The following is a 16,547-nucleotide window of genomic DNA, read 5'->3' on the forward strand; positions in this document are numbered from 1 at the left end:
CGTTGCGACCGGCACGTGAGAGATCACGACGCATCCACCGCTGGCCTCGCACCTCGCACTTGGCGTCGGACCTGAAAGCACACGTCGCCACTGACGCTGCCCCCTCTACTCGTCCACCCAGTCCTTCCGGCCTCCCCGAGGAGCGCAGACCTCATGCCCGATCCCAAGGCCAAGCCCGGTCGCGAGACCAACCGGTTCGAACCGGCAGCCGATCCACCACTGCCCCGAAGCGTTCTGCAAGCCTCATCCCTGGGTGACCACCGGCCAGCAAGGTATCCCCCTGGACCGTCCAAGGCCGGTCCCATCGGGGGTGCCTCCGCCCCAGGGGTGGCGGAGACAGTCCGGCTCCAGGGGGAGCCGGACCACAGCGGGACGGGCAGCGAGTCCGCCGAGCCCCTGCCGATCCGTGCCGCCATCGCCGCCGCCGTGCACCGCGCCGCCCGCCGCCGACGCCGCGAAACCCGCCAGCGCACCCGACGCCTGACGGTCCGCTTCAGCCACGCCGAGGAAACCCAGGTCAAGACGCGGGCCAGGGAGCTGAACATCGCGGTCGCGCACCTGATGGCGGACGCCACCATGGCCGTGGTCGACCACACCATCCCGCTCGTCGGGCAGCGCACCTCCACCGACGACTTGATCGACGAACTCGCGGCCCTGCGCACCGCCCTATCCCGGGTCGGTAAGAACGTCAACCAGATCGCCAAGCGACTGAACTCCCGCGGCCCCACCCACCCCACGGACGCGGCTGTGCTGGCCGCCGCAGTGCAGGCCATCACGCTCATCCAGGAAGTTCTGGAGTCCGTGGACTCCTCGGCCGACCGGGCCGCGAGCAGCCGGGCGCGCTGATGATTGCGAAGATCATGAAGCCGGGCCACAGCACCCGCAACACGATCGCCTACCTGTACAAGACCGGCCGTACCAACGACCACACCGACCCGCACCTCGTCGTCGCCTGGGACGAGCTGGTCCCCGACCCCGGCCGCACCGACAACCCCCAGCAAGCCCTCGGCCAGTTGGTGCAGGCCCTTGATCTGCGGGTGAAACAGGCCGGCGACCGCGCACCGAAGGGTCACGTGTGGCACTGCGCGATCCGGGCCGCACCGGAAGACCCGATCCTGACCGACGAGCAGTGGGCCGAGGTCGCCCGCCGCATCGTGCACGCCACCGGCATCGCCCCGACCGGTGATCCGGACGGCTGCCGCTGGATCGCCGCCCGCCACGCGCCGGACCATATCCACATCGTCGCCACCAAGATGCGCGGCGACCTGCGCCGCCCTCGCCACTGGAACGACTACCACCGCGCCGACACCGAGCTGGCGAAGATCGAAACCGAGTGGGGGCTGCGGGTCTACGACCGCGGCGACCGCACTGCCGCCACACGCCCCACCCGCGCCGAAACCGAGAAGGCCACCCGCCGCACCGGCAGCCCCGTCACACCACGGGAGAAGCTGCGCGCCACCGTCCGCACCGCCGCCGCCCACGCCCAGAACGAAGACCACTTCTTCGCCCTCCTTGCCGGCGCCGACGTCCTCGTCGACAAACGCATCGCCCCCTCCGGAGACACCACCGGCTACAAAGTCGCCCTCGCTGGAGACACCAACGCCGCCGGAGAGCCGATCTGGTTCCCGGGCGGCAAGCTCGCCCCCGACCTGTCCTTGCCGAAGATCCGCGCCCGTCTCACGGGACCGTCCTCTGACACCCCCACCACCCGCCAGGTCCAGCCCGCCGAGCGCTGGCGCCAGGCAACCTCAGCACTCCGCAACGCCCACCGCACCCTGCACGAGAACGGCAACCCCTCTGCTGCCCAAGCCGAGCTGGCCGCCGCCGGCGAGCTGTTGGACATCCTGCCCGCCCTCACCACCGGCCCCGCCCGCCGCGAACTGTTCACCGCCGCCCAGACCTTCGAACGCGCCACCCGCTCGGCCATCCGCTTCGACTACGCCCAAGCCGCTGAACTCCGCACCTCCGCCAAACACCTCCTGCGCACCGCAGGCCAACCCATCCCCGACGCCACCGCCCTCGACCTGCTGCTCACCCTCACCCTCCTGACCATCGCCGCCGCCCGCTGGCACCGCGCCCAACGCCACACCCAGCAAGCCACCGCAGCCCAAGCCGCCCTGCCCCACCTCCGCGCCACCTACCGCCACAGCGCCGACCCAGCCCTGAACAACCTCACCCAGCGCGCCCCGGCCGTCGAGGCCGCCGACCACTACGCCACCCTCGTCCGCGGGGCCCTCCCAGATCATGCCGAGCAGATCCTCACCGACCCCGCCTGGCCAGCCCTGGCCGCCACCCTCCACGAGGTCGAGGCTGGTGGTCACCGTCCAGCCGACGCTCTGAAGAAGGCCGTCGACAGCCGCGAACTCGACACCGCCGATTCCGTCGCCGAGGTCCTCATCTGGCGTATGCACAACTTCGCGGGCATGCAGTCCCGACGGGCCGAAGGCGCACGGACCCGTACCACCACCCGCATCCGCACGGGTCAGCCGCAGCGCGTGCAGATGCCCGTTGAACATCGCTCGTCGGCGCCGGCCCCCAATCCAGGTCACCCCAGCCGAAAACGGTGATTGCCTCGTAGCTGCCGCCCGTGCGGAGATCGCGTCGGGACCGCGCCGACCCGAGCCTCTCGCCCAGTCGCTCCGACTCGTCGCCCATCCACCTTGGCGGCGCACGATGCTTCTGTTCAGCGGGCCGAAACCCAACTTGTCTCGTGTGTCCGTCGACTAGCTTGTGACGCACCAGCGGAACATGGGAGGGCCATGACTGACGAGCCGGCGCGCGTTGCCGAGGAGACGTTATCCAGGATCGACTTCACCCTGCCGCACTCGGCACGGGTCTGGAACTACCTGCTGGGCGGAAAAGACAACTACGCACCCGACCGCGAGGTCGGCGAGCAGATCCTCGCGGCGTTCCCGAGCATCGCCTACATCGCTCGTCAGCAGCGGTCCTTCCTCGCACGCGCGGTCCGCTTCCTGGTCCATGAGGCAGGCATACGCCAGTTCCTGGACATCGGCACCGGCCTTCCGACCGCGGACAACACCCATGAAGTGGCTCAGGCTGCCGCACCCCAGTGCAGGATCGTCTACGTCGACAACGACCCTCTGGTGCTTGTGCACGCCCGGGCGTTGCTGACCAGCACGCCCGAGGGGGCGTGCGCCTACCTTGACGCCGACGTGCGCGATCCCGGGGCGATTCTGCAAGCCGCGTCCGACACGCTGGACTTCGACCAGCCGATCGGTCTGATGATGCTGGGCATCCTGGGCCAGCTCCCCGACGACGATGACGCCCAAAGCATCGCGGGCCAGCTCCTGGGCGGACTCCCGTCGGGCAGCTATTTGGCGCTCAACGATGGCACCGACACCGACGAGGCGCTGAACGCGGCCATCGCCGCCTACAACGCAGGCTCGGCCAGTTCGTACCATCTGCGAAGCCCGGAACGTATCGCCGCATTCTTCGACGGGCTGGAATTGATCGAGCCCGGAGTCGTCATGACATCGGAGTGGCGGCTGGCTCCTGGCGCTATCGGTACCCCCGTCGAGGTGGACGCGGTCTGCGGGATCGGCAGAAAGCCCTGACGCAGGGCGGCGGCTACAGTAAGCGCGGCCTGCTCAACAACTCCCTGAGGCGGTCCTACAAGCGCTCGCGGAATCGCGGTCAGAACCCTGAAGTTCCCCGGTGAGCCGGACACGTGAACACGGTGCACTTCGCAGCCATGAGCCGTGAACCGAACTCGTGGGAATCTCAGTCGATACTGAGCCGACGGGTGGCAATGGTGGCCTGACGAATCCTATGAGTGAAATCTGCGCTACGAGCCACCCGATCGATACCTTTCCCCTTATCCCCTCGCAGAGCGCCTTTGTACTCGCGATCGAGGACACGAGTCATAGTGTCCAGTAGCTCGTCGGAGAGATGCTCGATCCTGATGCTCGATAGATCGTTCAGAGAAGGTCTGCGTAGGCGTGTGAGAGTGAACCTGGCCATGTAGGCAAGGTGATAGCGCCAATTTTCTGTTGTCTCGCCAAGCAGCGGCCTATCTTCCGCGTACTCTGCCAAAAATTCGCTGATTCTTTTGTGCGCATCCAGGACTAGCGTGTATAAGTCTAGGTCGTAATCGTTAGAGAACACTTGGGAGTAGTGCGGGTCTTCTAGTAGTTGAGACTCTGAGTACGTCAGCGCCGCGTGCGGCTCTCCCAACGCGAAGGCCGTAAATTCGCGCGCGAGGCGGGAAACGCTGACGATTTGTTCCAGCGGCCACCCCAAATTCTTGTAGTAGTTCGCGCGCCGTTCATAGTAGTAGCTGTACCTTTGGAGTGCTTCCTCGATGTCCTTCTGGATTTTCTCGGTAGCTCGCAAGGCTCCAGGAGGAAGTTGTGTCTGGCTGTTTGTAGCTCTGATGATTCCATCTCGGGCGCGGCCTGACTGGGGAGGCACCATCACTCGCACGAGGATCGAACGGTCCTGTTTGTGCAGTCCAGCATCCTGGAAGTAGTTGTAGATCTCATGGCTGGTCTGAAGACCGTTTACGATCTGAGGATCTCGCATAACAATTTTCTTGCCAGCGATTTGCACCGACTCGGCGACAATTGTTACGCCATTATTGAACCACCAGAAGTCTTCTCTATACGAGGATCTCAGGGTCTCCCCGATGGCTGTGTTGACCGCTGTGCGACCCGCGTGATCTCGGACGTTTGATTCAAATAGCTCTAGCCGGAGTGCTCCCCTCGGGGTGGAGATGAAATTGTAGTATTCATCGAGCCGCGCGAGACACACGTACCCTTCACCAAGGGATGTGCTTATCGGTGTCTCCATGAAAACCAGATCAGAAACAACTACGGCACCCCTCGCAGACAAAGCTCGAAGTTCTGCTGCGCCGAGATACTCTACGGTGCATCTTGTTTCCGACGTTATTTTCTCTAGCTCTCTAGCAAGCCTATTTCCTTTTGCGCGTACGTTTGGGTGAGGCTGATCTGCTGCACGGCTAGCATAAATTACCCTGACGAACACCTTGGGGAAGGAAATAGCCAGAGCCTCCAAGACGCTTAGGAAGCGTCCTGTCCGCTCCAGCAGTTTCGCGTTTGTCGATTCAGCTAGTTCGCCGATATTTCGATCCATGTCAAGCAGCAAGGGTAAATGGTAGTGCAGCTTCTCAAAAGCGGTTTCCTGGTATCCAGGAGATGTTTTTGCCTGGAAGATGACGAGCTCAATTTTCCCTGCACGTAGGTTCGTATGACGGCCGATCTCCGCAGATACGTAGCGGTCGTCGACAAGCACCCAAATCCCGTCGACTCCGCAGTCGTGCGATCCGTCGACTAGCCCGTCTCGGAGTTCATCGGTGTCGAGGTCGAGGTCCTGAAGAGCTGTGCTCGCGGCGAAGTAGTTAAAGAAGTCATCGGACTTCTGGTTCGGTGCGATCCTGATGCGCTGTTCCTCCAAGACACGGTCGAGCAGACGCTGATCGTTGTTCCTTGTCGCCACGCGAGGCCCCCTACGTGTTCGCACAATCACACAACGTAGATGTTGCCTCCTTTGGGTGACGGATGGCAAGGTCGCAGACGGCAGCTAGTTTCGATCATGGAGTGTCCTGCAGGCGGTGACTCCGACTTCGTGCAGCTCGGGTTCCTCGCGCCAGGCACGGGCGGCGACGGAGGTCAGGTAGCTGGGATTCGTGAGGTGGTCATTCGCCATCTCCCCAGCCTCGACGAGAGGTTCGTTCATGAGTCTCACAGCTATCGGCGAGGGTGTTGGGAAGGGCAGAGAGGACGCGGGCGGAGCGCTGATAGTTGATGAAGGCCGAACGTGACGCCCGCATGCCTGCCCGGCGCCCGCACCAGCGGGATTGTCCGGTGACGGCCGGAACGGTATGCCTCAAGGGGATGCCGTCAGGCGCCCCCGGCAGCGCCGAAGCGCTCGCGGTAGCCGGCCAGGTCCTCCTCAGGGATCTTCGCGAAGAGCACCGGGGGAACTGTGAACCCAGTCCCAGCCGGGACGGTGTTCAAAGCCCTGGCCTGCTCAGCCGTAACCCAGCTCGCGGTGTCGTCGTCCAACGTGAAGGCTCCACGCATGGCGGCGGCAGCGGCCGGGATGAACGGCTCGGAGACGACCGCGTACAGGTGGATCAGGTTCATCGCGGTGCGCAGCGTCAGAGCGGCGGCGTCCTGGTCGGTCTTGATCTCCAGCCAGGGGGCCTTCTCTTCTAGGTAGGAGTTGCCCGCAGACCACAGGGCCCGCAGTGCGGCGGCGGCCTTGCGGAACTGCAGGGCCTCCATGTGCTCCTCGTACTCGGAGAGGAGCCGGGCGATGTCCTCGCCGAGCTTCCCCTCCGCCTCGCCGGCCGCCTGGCCGGCCGGCACCTCGTCGCCGAACCGCTTGCGGGAGAAGGACAGCACACGGTTGACGAAGTTGCCGAGGGTGTCGGCCAGGTCCTTGTTGACGGTGGCGGCGAAGTGTTCCCAGGTGAAGGAGGAGTCGTCGGACTCCGGGGCGTTGGCGATGAGGAAGTAGCGCCAGTAGTCGCCGGGCAGGAGCTCCAGCGCCGCGTCTGTGAAGATGCCGCGCTTCTGCGACGTTGAGAATTTGCCGCCGTAGTACGTCAGCCAGTTGAAGCCCTTGACGAAGTCGACTTTCTTCCACGGCTCGCGCACACCGAGTTCGGTGGCCGGGAACATGACGGTGTGGAAGGGGACGTTGTCCTTGGCCATGAACTGGGTGTAGCGAACGGTGTCGTCGGCCTCGTACCACCACGACTTCCAGTCGCGAGTCTCGCCGTCACCGGCCACGTCCGCCCACTCCTTGGTGGCGCCGATGTACTCGATCGGGGCGTCGAACCAGACGTAGAAGACCTTGCCCTCGGCAGCGAGCTCCGGCCAGGTGTCGGCCGGCACCGGCACCCCCCAGTCCAGGTCGCGGGTGATCGACCGGTCCTGCAGGCCCTCGGTCAGCCACTTGCGGGCGATCGAGGAGGAGAGCTGCGGCCAGTCATCCCCGACCGTGTCGATCCACGCCTCGACCTCGTGTTGCAGCTTGGACTGCAGAAGGAAGAGGTGCTTGGTCTCGCGGACCTCCAGGTCGGTGGAGCCGCTGATCGCCGAGTGCGGGTCGATCAGATCGGTGGGGTCCAGGACGCGGGTGCAGTTTTCGCACTGGTCGCCGCGGGCCTTGTCGTAGCCGCAGTGCGGGCAGGTGCCCTCGACGTAGCGATCCGGCAGGAAGCGGCCGTCGACGGGCGAGTACACCTGCCGGACTTCCCGTTCCTCGATGAACCCGTTCTGATTGAGCTTCCGCGCGAAGTGCTGGGTGATCTCGGCGTTCTGCTGCGACGAGCTGCGCCCGAAGTAGTCGAAGGCGAGCTCGAAGCCCTCGTAGACGGCCTTCTGCGCCTCGTGTGCCTGAGCACAGAACTCCGCGACCGACAGGCCGGCCTCCTTGGCAGCCAGCTCGGCCGGCGTGCCGTGCTCGTCGGTGGCGCAGATGTACAGGACGTCGTGCCCGCGCTGGCGGAGGTACCGGGAGTACACGTCCGCCGGAAGCATCGACCCGACCATGTTGCCCAGGTGCTTGATCCCGTTGATGTAGGGAAGCGCGCTGGTGACCAGGTGTCGAGCCATCCTCGGATGCTCCAATTCGTACGTACGGCGCCATCGGCGGGGCAGCGGGCGGGCCCAGGTCGGCAAGCTGCATCCGCCGCGATCACTCGTCTGCGAATGGCGTCACACGCTGCGACGGATTGGGGCCACAAACCGCCGTCATCGTAGCGAACCGGCGGTCTGCCCTTCCGCCGGATTTCGCCGTGGCCCGCGTACGGCGAAGGGCGCTCGGCCGTCCGAGACAGGCGGCCAAGCGAGTCTCCGACGGCCGAGGCGCTCGCCATCTTAGAACGCGGCAGACCGTGGTCTCGCTTGATTGCGACCGCAGCCGCGGTGTTCGTATCCTTCAGACAACGCGTTGACGGAGACGAGTAGCCGCGGATCACGCGAGCCGAGAGAGCCGCCGGAAGCTGGAAAGGCGGTCTCGCGCTCCGAGGTGAAGACCCTCCTGAGCGCGGGGAGGAACGACCGCGCTCGGTGGTCCAATGCCCCGCCGGCCGGCCCCCGTCATCGGGCCTGAACGAGGCCGCCACCGGGTGGCGGCGAAAGTGCGGTGGTACCGCGAGTTGCCCTTCTCGCCCGCACTCCCAAGGGATCATGACGACGTCCTTCGGAGGACCGAATGATCCAAAGTCGCGTACACGTCTCCGACCTGCGAGAACACATCGGCCGTACAGTCTCCGTCTGCGGGTGGGTGAACACCCTCCGTCTACAGAGAAAGATGCAGTTCGTCATCGTGCGGGACAGCACCGGCATGACGCAGGTGACCCACAAGCGCGACGGTGGAGCCCTGGAAGCGCAGCTCCAAGCTCTCACCCCGGAATCTGCTGTCCGTATCACCGGCCGCGTCGTCGACGCCGCCCAGGTGAAACTCGGCGGCCTGGAGATCGTGCCCGAGTCGGTCGAGGTGTTGAACCGGGCGGCCACGTCGCTGCCCATCGACGAACACACCGGCCTGGAACAGCGGCTGGACTGGCGCTTCCTCGACGTACGCCGCCGCCCCGCCGCCCAGCTCATGTTCGCCGCGCAGACCACCCTGGAGCAGGGGATGCGCGAGTACGCCTACGCGCAGGGCGCCACGGAAATGCACACGCCCAAGCTCATGGGCACGGCGTCAGAGTCTGGAGCGGAGGTCTTCAAGCTCGGCTACTTCGACCGCGTCGCCTACCTGGCGCAGTCGCCGCAGTTCTACAAGCAGATGGCGATCTCTGCCGGGATCGAGAAGGTCTTCGAGATCGGTCCCGTCTTCCGAGCCGAGTCCTCGTTCACCTCCCGGCACGCGACCGAGTTCACAGGCGTGGACGTAGAACTCGCCTGGATCGATGGCGTCGAGGACGTGATGGCGTTCGAGGAGCAGATGCTCGCCCACGCGATCGCCAAGGTCGCCGTCGCGCACGGCGAGGCGATCGCCGAGCGCTTCGGCGTCGAGCTGACCGTCCCTGCGACGCCGTTCCCCCGGCTCACCTTGGCCGAGGCGCACGAGATCCTGCGCAAGGACGGCTGGGACCCGGAGGGAGCCAAGGAGGACCTGGACCCCGAGGGCGAGCGGGGCATCTCGGCTCACATCAAAGAGGCCACCGGGCACGAGTTCGTGTTCATCACGCACTACCCGGTGAGCATCCGGCCCTTTTACCACATGAGGCCGGCCGACGACCCGAGCGTGACCTTGAGCTTCGACCTCCTGTGGAAAGGGCTGGAGATCACCACCGGCGCTCAGCGTGAGCACCGGTACGACGTGCTGCTCAAGCAGGCCGCCGAGAAGGGGATGAGCCCCGAACCGTTGCAGGACTACTTGAACGCGTTCCGGTACGGGTGCCCGCCACATGGCGGGCTCGGCATGGGGCTGGGGCGGGTGCTGATGGTGCTGCTCGGCCTGGACTCCATCCGCGAGGCGACCTTCCTCTTCCGCGGGCCGAACCGGCTCACCCCGTAACCGGCCACGGACTGCGTCCCACGACACGGGCGAGAATCTTCGTGTCGTGGGACGCGGTTTCAGTAGCGGACATTGCGCAGGTCGTGCGTCCACGCCTCCGCGGGGTTCTTGTCCCAGTACGCCCGCAGCGCCAGCTCCCGATCGGAGAAGCGGCCCTGATGGGAGAGGCCGCCGTGGGAGAGAGTGACGCTCATGGCGAGCGGCGACTCGGTGGTGACCCAGTGGGGCGTCAGCGCATGACTCCAGAGCTGGTCTCCGGGCTGCATGGTGACGGAATGGCGGTCGGCCTCGTCGTGCTCGGGCGGGTCTTCGCCGGTGGTCTCGCCCATGATTGCCTCGTCCGCCGACAAGTATTCGCCGGGGTCGAGGTAGCTGTGGAAGGTCTTGACGCCGTGGACCTGCCAGACGAGCCCATGCGAGTTGTCGTTGTGGTACGTCGAAGCGGCGCCCTCGGTGGACAGAAACAGGATGGGTGCCAGGCGCTGCCAGGTGAAGCCCCGGACGGACAGATGGGTACGCCAGGGGATCATGACCTCCTCCTGGAACCCGTGCAGAACTGCGTCGTAGATGCGACTGAGGTCGAAGTGCACCAGCCGGAACGTCCAGGTGACGATCTCCTCGATCGGCGCGGTGCGGAAGGCGGCGGTGCGATCCATGCGCACCTGCCAGTCGTCATCCCCGAGGATCGTGAACCGGACCTCCTTGTCCCTGCGGACGTGGTCGAGGATGTCGACGGCGGGCAGGAAGGTGTAGTCGAAAGCGACATCCAGCGGGAAGTTCGGCGGCTGCCGCCATCGCTGGGCGAAGTCATCGGGCGTCGTGATCGTCATAGAGCCGTCCAAGTAGTCGGGTGCATCGGGCACTCACGCCGGCGCGGCGCACGATGCGCTGCGGTCGTCGTACGTGGCGGAAGGGCGGCAGATGGCGGCGCAGTCAGGGGTCACCCGGTCCTGTGCCGGAGCGGTCAGGAACGTTCTGATCTCGGATCGGGGTGCGTGGACGCTGACTGCCGCCTGGCCGTAGGGGCACCGCCGTATGCCGCCGTCCGCGGAGACGTACGCGGTCGTCGAGCGGCATGACCACCGCGCGCCGCCACCCGCGGGGAACTGCATGGCTCGCAGTTCACCGAGGTAGGCCCGATACCGATCGGACAGGTCGAAGTGGCGGCCCAGTAGATCGGCGTCCAGACGCTGCTGCACCAGGTAGTCCTGGACCGACCTCCCGTTGCGGCGCAGGATGCGCTCGTCGAGGACGACCGGACTGAACTGGACTGCCACCCCCGCCTCGGCGACGAGGCCGGCCAGGTCTCGGCATTCGTCGTTGCTCAGGCTCCAGCAGGTGACGTGCAGGATCTTGGTCTCGGTGCTGATGGCGCCCAACGTGGCGATGCCCGAGGCTGCGGTGCGGGTGGTACGTCCCAGCAGCATCGCGCGATGTGAGTCGGCGGAGACGGTCACGTTGACCAGCAGGTGCCCTACTTCGGAGAGGGCGGCGACCTCGGCCTCGGCGCGCGCCGAGGTCACCATGGACGCCGACATCCCGAACTGATGGGCCAGCCGAACGAGCTGCCGCATGTGCGGGTGATGGGTCGGCTCACCGCCGGTCAGGCACACCCCCTCCACTCCCGCCTCCCTCAGCCGCGACAGGGCACGGGTGTACGTGGCGGTGTCGAGGAAGCCGTGGGCGCGGTCGGCCCGGAAGCAGAACCCGCAGCCCACCCGGCAGTGCCCGGCCGTGGAGATCAGAGCTGTACGGACTTGGGTACTCATTGCACCCCCGTGTTGTCCCACACCGCGATCTCCACGGTGCTCGTGTAGAACGTGCACATCTCGGGGTCCGGGGTGCTGCCGCCGACGAGGACCTGCTCGTTGCGCGACGGGCCGCCGCAGATGGCGAGCGCGGGGCACTTCTCGCATTCGGGCACCGGCGCGACCTTCTTGGCCACGCCGGCCAGAAGGCCAGGATCGGCGCGCAGTTCGTTCGGGCTGTACAGGAACGACGGCTCGGTGAAGTTGATGTCGCACAGACTGATCTGGTTGCCGGGCAGGAGCGCGGCGTTCAGGCTGCGGTCGCCCTGCATGTGGTCGAACAGCATCGGTCGCCGGGTGTCGAGTGCCTGGAAGGCGCGGTCCAGGACGGAGAACAGCATCCCGCCCCGCGCGAGCGCTGCCAGGCGGGCCTCGTACAGCTCGCGGGCCAGGTCGGCGCCGTCCACCTGCCAGCGGCCTGCGGTCGGGATGGGCGTGTTGACGTAGATGAACTTCAGCCCGAGATCGTCGATGATCCACCGGACGGTCTCGGCGAGGCGTCCGATGTTCGCGGCCGTGGGGGTGAGGTTGCAGCCCACATGGAGACCGTCTGCCTCGACGAACCGGGCGACGTTCCGGCGAATCCGGTCGTCGGCGGGCTGGCCGCCGAGGAGGAGACGATTCGCTGAGTTGATGGCCGGGGGGCCGTCGATGGAGATGCCGACCCCGTACTCGTACGCGACGAAGTGGTCGAGCGCCTCGTCCGTCAGAAGGGCGCCATTGGTGACGACGGTGCGTCGCACACTCGCCACGTCGTAGCGGTCGGCGAGAGCGTCGGCGAGCTGGTCCCCGTACTGCATGAGGTCAAAGCGGATGGTGGGCTCTCCGCCGAACCACTGGATGGACACCTCAGCCTGTCCAGTGTTCTGCTCGAACAGGAACTGGAGCCCTTGCGACAGCTCTTCCTTCGTCATATCCGGCTTGCCGCTGTTCGTATCGACGAAGCAATAGGTGCAGGACATGTTGCAGCGGTCGGTGAGGACCACGCGCAACCCGCTGATGCGTACTGGGGCGGCATAGAGGTCGAGGAGTCGAAGCCGGTCGTGGAGTGCCGCACGCCGATCGGTGGTAGAACCGCCGGGCGTGAAACCGAGCCCGTAGAGGGCTTCATGGGTCGCGGTCGGGGGGACTCCGGCGAGGTCGTCGACCTCGCCGGAGTCGATGTACACACTGTCCAGGCCGACCGGGTCGAGGAGAACCGCTTCCCCATCCCGCTCGTACTGGAAGTACTTCCCCCATAGCATTCGGGGGACGGCCATCTGGTCAGGCCGCCGTTTCCTCTTCGGCGATTCCGAGCTCGTCCATGACTGCGCGGATGTTCTCTTCGGCGGTGGTCTGGAGCTTCGCGGTGGCGCCCGGGGAACCACCGTCGGCGAAGACGATGACGCCGGGCAGCGTCGGGTTCGGAGCGATGACCGTGATGCCGGCCGGGTCGGTGGTGATGACCATGATCGCGTTCTTCAGCTCGACCCAGTCGGTCTGCTCCTTGACCGCCTCGATGATGCGGCTCTGATTCTCCTGGAAGGAGGCTTGTTCCCCCATCCACACGCCCGCCTTGGACTTGGAGTCCACGACGTCCGCGTAGATCAGGTGGTCATTCTTCTCTCGCCTGGCTTGCGGCATAGCTGATCCTCTCTCTGCGCTGGTTGTTCAGGGACTTGCTCATGACCTCCTTTGCACTGGTGCAGCAGACGACCGCACGAACTCCAGCGGTCGAGCGTGCGGCACGACGGTTACGGCATCGAGTAGGTGTGACCCGCCCCCACCGGGGGGATGGGAGCGGGCCACAGTGCCGTTCGGAGGTACGGGGATCGGAGACCCGCAGACCCCGGACGGCAGCCTTGAAGAGCGGATGTTGACCACGCCGCTCGTTGAACCGGAAGCGCTGGGCGATCGGCCCCACAAGGGGTGGAGCGAACCGCGTCATCAGCACCTGCGTGGGAACGAACCCGCTGCCCCGCCGGGGAGAGCTGCCCGGCCGCGATGGGAGAAGCCGGGCCTCCGGGAGGACAGCGGGAGCTTTGAGGTCCGGCAGCCGAACGTGGTGCGGACAGCGAGGCCGGCGGGGCAGTGCGACTGCACGGTGATCCAGGTTCTGGGAGCCATTCAGCGGGAGCAGACGAGGGTGTCGGCGGCCGACGGCCGGGGCGAGGACCGGGCTCACTGCGCTGGCCCTCCTTCATGGTGCTGCCCTGCCCCCGCCTGGCGAGGTCGACGCACGGCGGGGACAGGAGTCTCAAGGGTGTCCTTGCGGAGCTGGGCCAGCCATACCCGCTGGTCCAGTTGGTGCAGGCAGGCGCGGCAGGCATACAGATCGGAATCCAAGCCGCTGGAGCGGATGGAGCCGATCCAGGTCACGTCCATGTCGATGCGGCCGCACCACAGCCAGCACTCACCGCGGGCCCAGTCGTGCCAGTCCCATAACGCCCGTGCGGCGGAGCGTCCAGACTTGAGTAAGCCGCCGAGACGAGGTTCCTGTGCGTACTCAGGGGGCACGCCTTCGTTGGCTCCCGACCTGGACAGTGAGACGCTCGGCCAGGTCCTCGGCGCTTCTGTGCGTGCCTTCAAGATCCGTCTCCTACACAGCCCACTCGTGGTGAAGGGGTGGCTCGGTATAAGCAAGAACAGCGGATCGTCAGCGGGCTGCGGCACCCGAATATCCGGTCAACTCGGTCAACTTCCGTGGAGGAGCCGCCCGTTGAAGCACAAGGAGCGGCACCATTGAGGGCATCAGCCCACCGGACAGGCGTGAGGTGAGTGATGGGCACACGGTCCGGACAGCCGAACGCCGCACTCGCAATGGCGCTCGACGAACTGGGGTGGAGTCCCAAGATGCTGGCCCGCAAGCTGAACCGGGTGTTCGGCAGCGGGACAGCGGCAGAGTCCGCGCCGTACCACTGGCGCGATGCAGGCTCATTACCCCGCTCGCCCCTGCCTGCGATGACCGCTCACGTGCTATCGCAGGAGCTGGGCCGAGTGGTGTCCGTTACAGAGCTCTGGCAGGGACGGGCAGCAGACTCTCCGACGCTGCTGCCTGCGGACACCAACCTGTCCGGGCACTGGACCCTGCAGCGATTGGGGCAGGTCGTGGAGGACTGGGTGCTCGGCGGACTCGTCGACCGGAGACGGTTCCTGGCTATCTCTGGCACCGGACTGACCAAGATCGTCGGGCACTACCTCGACGGCACGGCTGGACGTGGCTCGTTGGCCCCAGGAGCGGTCGATCAGCGCCACGCAGACCCCTTGGTAGACCAGGTCGAGCAGCATGTCCCACTTCTTCAGCAACTCGACGACGAGCACGGCGGAGCCCGCCACCTGCCGTACGTCAGCGCACAGTTCCGTGCGGTCGGCCTCCTCCTGCACGAAGGAAAACATTCCGTGCCGTCAACCATCCGGCTCATCCGCGCACTGGCCGAGATTGGCCAGCTCGCCGGGTGGATGGCGTTCGACGCGGCCGACCACGGACTGGCGCAGCGCTACTTCATCACCGCACTGCGCGCCGCCCACCAGATCAACGACCTGCCACTATGCGCGCACGTCCTCGCCGATCTGTCCTTCCAGGCCGCAAGCCGAGGCTTTCCAGCGGACGCCGTCACCCTGGGCGAAGCCGCCCGACGTGCCGCAGACGCAGCGCCCGCTGCCGTGCGAGCTTCGGTTCTGTCGCGACTGGCCTACGCCTACACCTCTGCCGGCCGAGCAATCGACTTCTACCGGACCCGTGACGCGGCACGGGAAGTCATCGACCGACGCGGCCGGGAGGAGGAGCCTCGCTGGATGTACTTCCTCACCGACAACCACCTTGATTGCCAAGCCGGTTACGCCTTGGTCCAGCTCGGACGAAGCAAGCAGCGCGAGGGTGTCACGGCGTCCAGAGCGTTCATCACCCAGGGGACTTCCCTCCTGGAGAGCGGCGCCTATACCGTGCCGCGTGGCGACCCCAGCCAACGTCGAGCCCTCTTCGAAGGGGCTTGGCTCGCACTGGGCTACGGCGCCCGGGGGGAGCTGGAACTGGCCTGCAAGGTCGGCCAGATCGCCGCCGACCGTCTGGACGTTGTCCGCTCTCCACGCAGCGTCGCCCTGCTCCAGCAGCTCGCCAAGGACCTGCGAAGGCGGCAGCGCAACCCCCACGTGGCGAGCTTCCTCCCTGGCCTCGAACAGGCCCTCATCCGATACAACTCGCCCGTTTCCCCGGCCAGGTAGAGTCACCAACATGACCTTCCAAGGCGACACTGTCGTACTGGGCGCTGGGGTCGTTGGCCTCACCACGGCCGTCGTCCTGGCCGAGGCAGGTCTGGTCGTGCAAGTCATTGCGGAAGAGATCCCCGGCGTGACCTCAACGGCCGCTGGCGCGATGTGGGGCCCGTACCTCGTAGAGCCCAAGGACCTTGTAGACCAGTGGAGCCAGCACTCGCTGGAGACCTTTCGCGGATTTGCAGCCGACTCGGCAACTGGAGTCCGGGCAGCGTCCGGCATTGAGGCGTCCCGCAGCGCTGACGAGGCACCAGACTGGGCCACCGCGCTACCTGGCTTCCAGCCGGTCTCCCGCGCCGATCTCCCGCCTGGCTTCGCCTCCGGCTACCGTTTCACAGTCCCGCTGATCGACATGCCGACGTACCTGCGGTACCTGGAGCACCGCCTGCGAACGGCCGGCGGCGCGATCGTGCAGCAGAGGGTACCCACACTCGATGACGCCCCCGAGGCGTCAACGATCATCAACTGCACGGGCATGGGCGCGGCGTCCCTGGTCTCCGATGCGACCATGCGGCCCATCCGTGGCCAACACGTCGTGGTCACCAATCCGGGCTTGACCGACTTCTTCTCCGAAGACACCGGCCCATCGCCGGATCTGCTCTGCATCTACCCCCACGGCGACACCGTGGTCCTCGGCGGCACCGCCCTCGACGGCGACGGCAGCTTGGAACCGGATGCGAAAGCCGCAGCCAACATCCTCGCCCGCTGCACGGCTGTGGAACCCAGGCTGGCCCAGTCCACGGTTGTCGACCACCGCGTAGGTCTCCGGCCCACCAGGCCCCGAGTACGGGTGACGGTCGATCGCCGAACCGACGGGACTCCGGTGATCCACAACTACGGCCACGGCGGCGCCGGCGTCACCCTCTCCTGGGGCTGCGCTCGCGAAGTCCACCGCATGCTCACCAACAAGCAACAGCCGGCGTCACCGGCGTGACCACGACGCACGCGATCGACCAGAATACTCAGGCTGCT

At 66.2% G+C, this 16,547-nt stretch carries 12 protein-coding genes; 6 read left to right on the plus strand and 6 right to left on the minus strand.

All coding sequences use genetic code 11. From position 1 onward, the window contains the following. Positions 1-327 precede the first annotated feature (327 nt). The 3 genes from mobC to LG396_RS01125 all read left to right on the plus strand — a co-directional run bounded on the left by mobC (position 328) and on the right by LG396_RS01125 (position 3,575). Positions 328-846: a plasmid mobilization relaxosome protein MobC gene (gene mobC / locus LG396_RS39570; protein WP_225793201.1), complete on the plus strand. Its 519-nt coding sequence runs from the start codon at positions 328-330 to the stop codon at positions 844-846. Further along, positions 846-2,567: a relaxase/mobilization nuclease domain-containing protein gene (locus LG396_RS01120; RefSeq protein WP_225793202.1), complete on the plus strand. Its 1,722-nt coding sequence runs from the start codon at positions 846-848 to the stop codon at positions 2,565-2,567. The genes mobC and LG396_RS01120 overlap by 1 nt, the downstream gene beginning before the upstream one ends. A gap of 192 nt (positions 2,568-2,759) precedes the next feature. Next, the gene (locus LG396_RS01125) at positions 2,760-3,575 is read left to right on the plus strand and encodes an SAM-dependent methyltransferase (RefSeq protein ID WP_225793203.1); all 816 of its coding nucleotides are present in this window, start codon (positions 2,760-2,762) and stop codon (positions 3,573-3,575) included. A gap of 166 nt (positions 3,576-3,741) precedes the next feature. On the opposite strand, the gene LG396_RS01130 is transcribed toward LG396_RS01125, so the two are convergent. Both LG396_RS01130 and metG read right to left on the minus strand, forming a co-directional pair. Continuing rightward, entirely contained in the window at positions 3,742-5,475 is a 1,734-nt protein-coding gene (locus LG396_RS01130; protein ID WP_225793204.1) for an AIPR family protein, read from the minus strand. A 404-nt stretch (positions 5,476-5,879) separates the two neighbouring features. Then, positions 5,880-7,604, minus strand: a complete 1,725-nt coding sequence (metG, locus tag LG396_RS01135; protein WP_225793205.1) for a methionine--tRNA ligase — start codon at positions 7,602-7,604, stop codon at positions 5,880-5,882. A 601-nt stretch (positions 7,605-8,205) separates the two neighbouring features. On the opposite strand from metG, the gene aspS reads away from it, so the two are divergent. Continuing rightward, entirely contained in the window at positions 8,206-9,516 is a 1,311-nt protein-coding gene (gene aspS / locus LG396_RS01140) for an aspartate--tRNA(Asn) ligase (protein ID WP_225793206.1), read from the plus strand. A gap of 59 nt (positions 9,517-9,575) precedes the next feature. Here the strand turns inward: aspS and LG396_RS01145 are convergent, their stop codons facing one another. The 4 genes from LG396_RS01145 to LG396_RS01160 are packed head-to-tail and all read right to left on the minus strand — an operon-like array spanning position 9,576 to position 12,947. Continuing rightward, the gene (locus LG396_RS01145; RefSeq protein ID WP_225793207.1) at positions 9,576-10,346 is read right to left on the minus strand and encodes a hypothetical protein; all 771 of its coding nucleotides are present in this window, start codon (positions 10,344-10,346) and stop codon (positions 9,576-9,578) included. A gap of 33 nt (positions 10,347-10,379) precedes the next feature. After that, positions 10,380-11,285: a radical SAM protein gene (locus LG396_RS01150; protein ID WP_225793208.1), complete on the minus strand. Its 906-nt coding sequence runs from the start codon at positions 11,283-11,285 to the stop codon at positions 10,380-10,382. Next, positions 11,282-12,583: a radical SAM protein gene (locus LG396_RS01155; RefSeq protein ID WP_225793209.1), complete on the minus strand. Its 1,302-nt coding sequence runs from the start codon at positions 12,581-12,583 to the stop codon at positions 11,282-11,284. The genes LG396_RS01150 and LG396_RS01155 overlap by 4 nt, the downstream gene beginning before the upstream one ends. Positions 12,584-12,587: 4 nt before the next feature. Next, positions 12,588-12,947 (minus strand): hypothetical protein, encoded by a 360-nt coding sequence (locus LG396_RS01160; protein ID WP_037747787.1) that lies wholly within the window; start codon positions 12,945-12,947, stop codon positions 12,588-12,590. A gap of 1,176 nt (positions 12,948-14,123) precedes the next feature. Between LG396_RS01160 and LG396_RS01165 the strand changes: the two genes are divergently transcribed. Further along, a complete protein-coding gene (locus LG396_RS01165; RefSeq protein ID WP_372483187.1) occupies positions 14,124-15,524 on the plus strand; it encodes an NsdA family TPR-like regulatory protein in 1,401 nt (466 codons plus the stop codon). A gap of 10 nt (positions 15,525-15,534) precedes the next feature. Then, positions 15,535-16,509, plus strand: a complete 975-nt coding sequence (locus tag LG396_RS01170; RefSeq protein WP_225793211.1) for an FAD-dependent oxidoreductase — start codon at positions 15,535-15,537, stop codon at positions 16,507-16,509. The last annotated feature ends 38 nt before the right edge of the window (positions 16,510-16,547 follow it).

Origin of the sequence: Streptomyces aculeolatus (assembly GCF_020400605.1) — a bacterium.
Lineage (GTDB): Bacteria > Actinomycetota > Actinomycetes > Streptomycetales > Streptomycetaceae > Streptomyces > Streptomyces aculeolatus.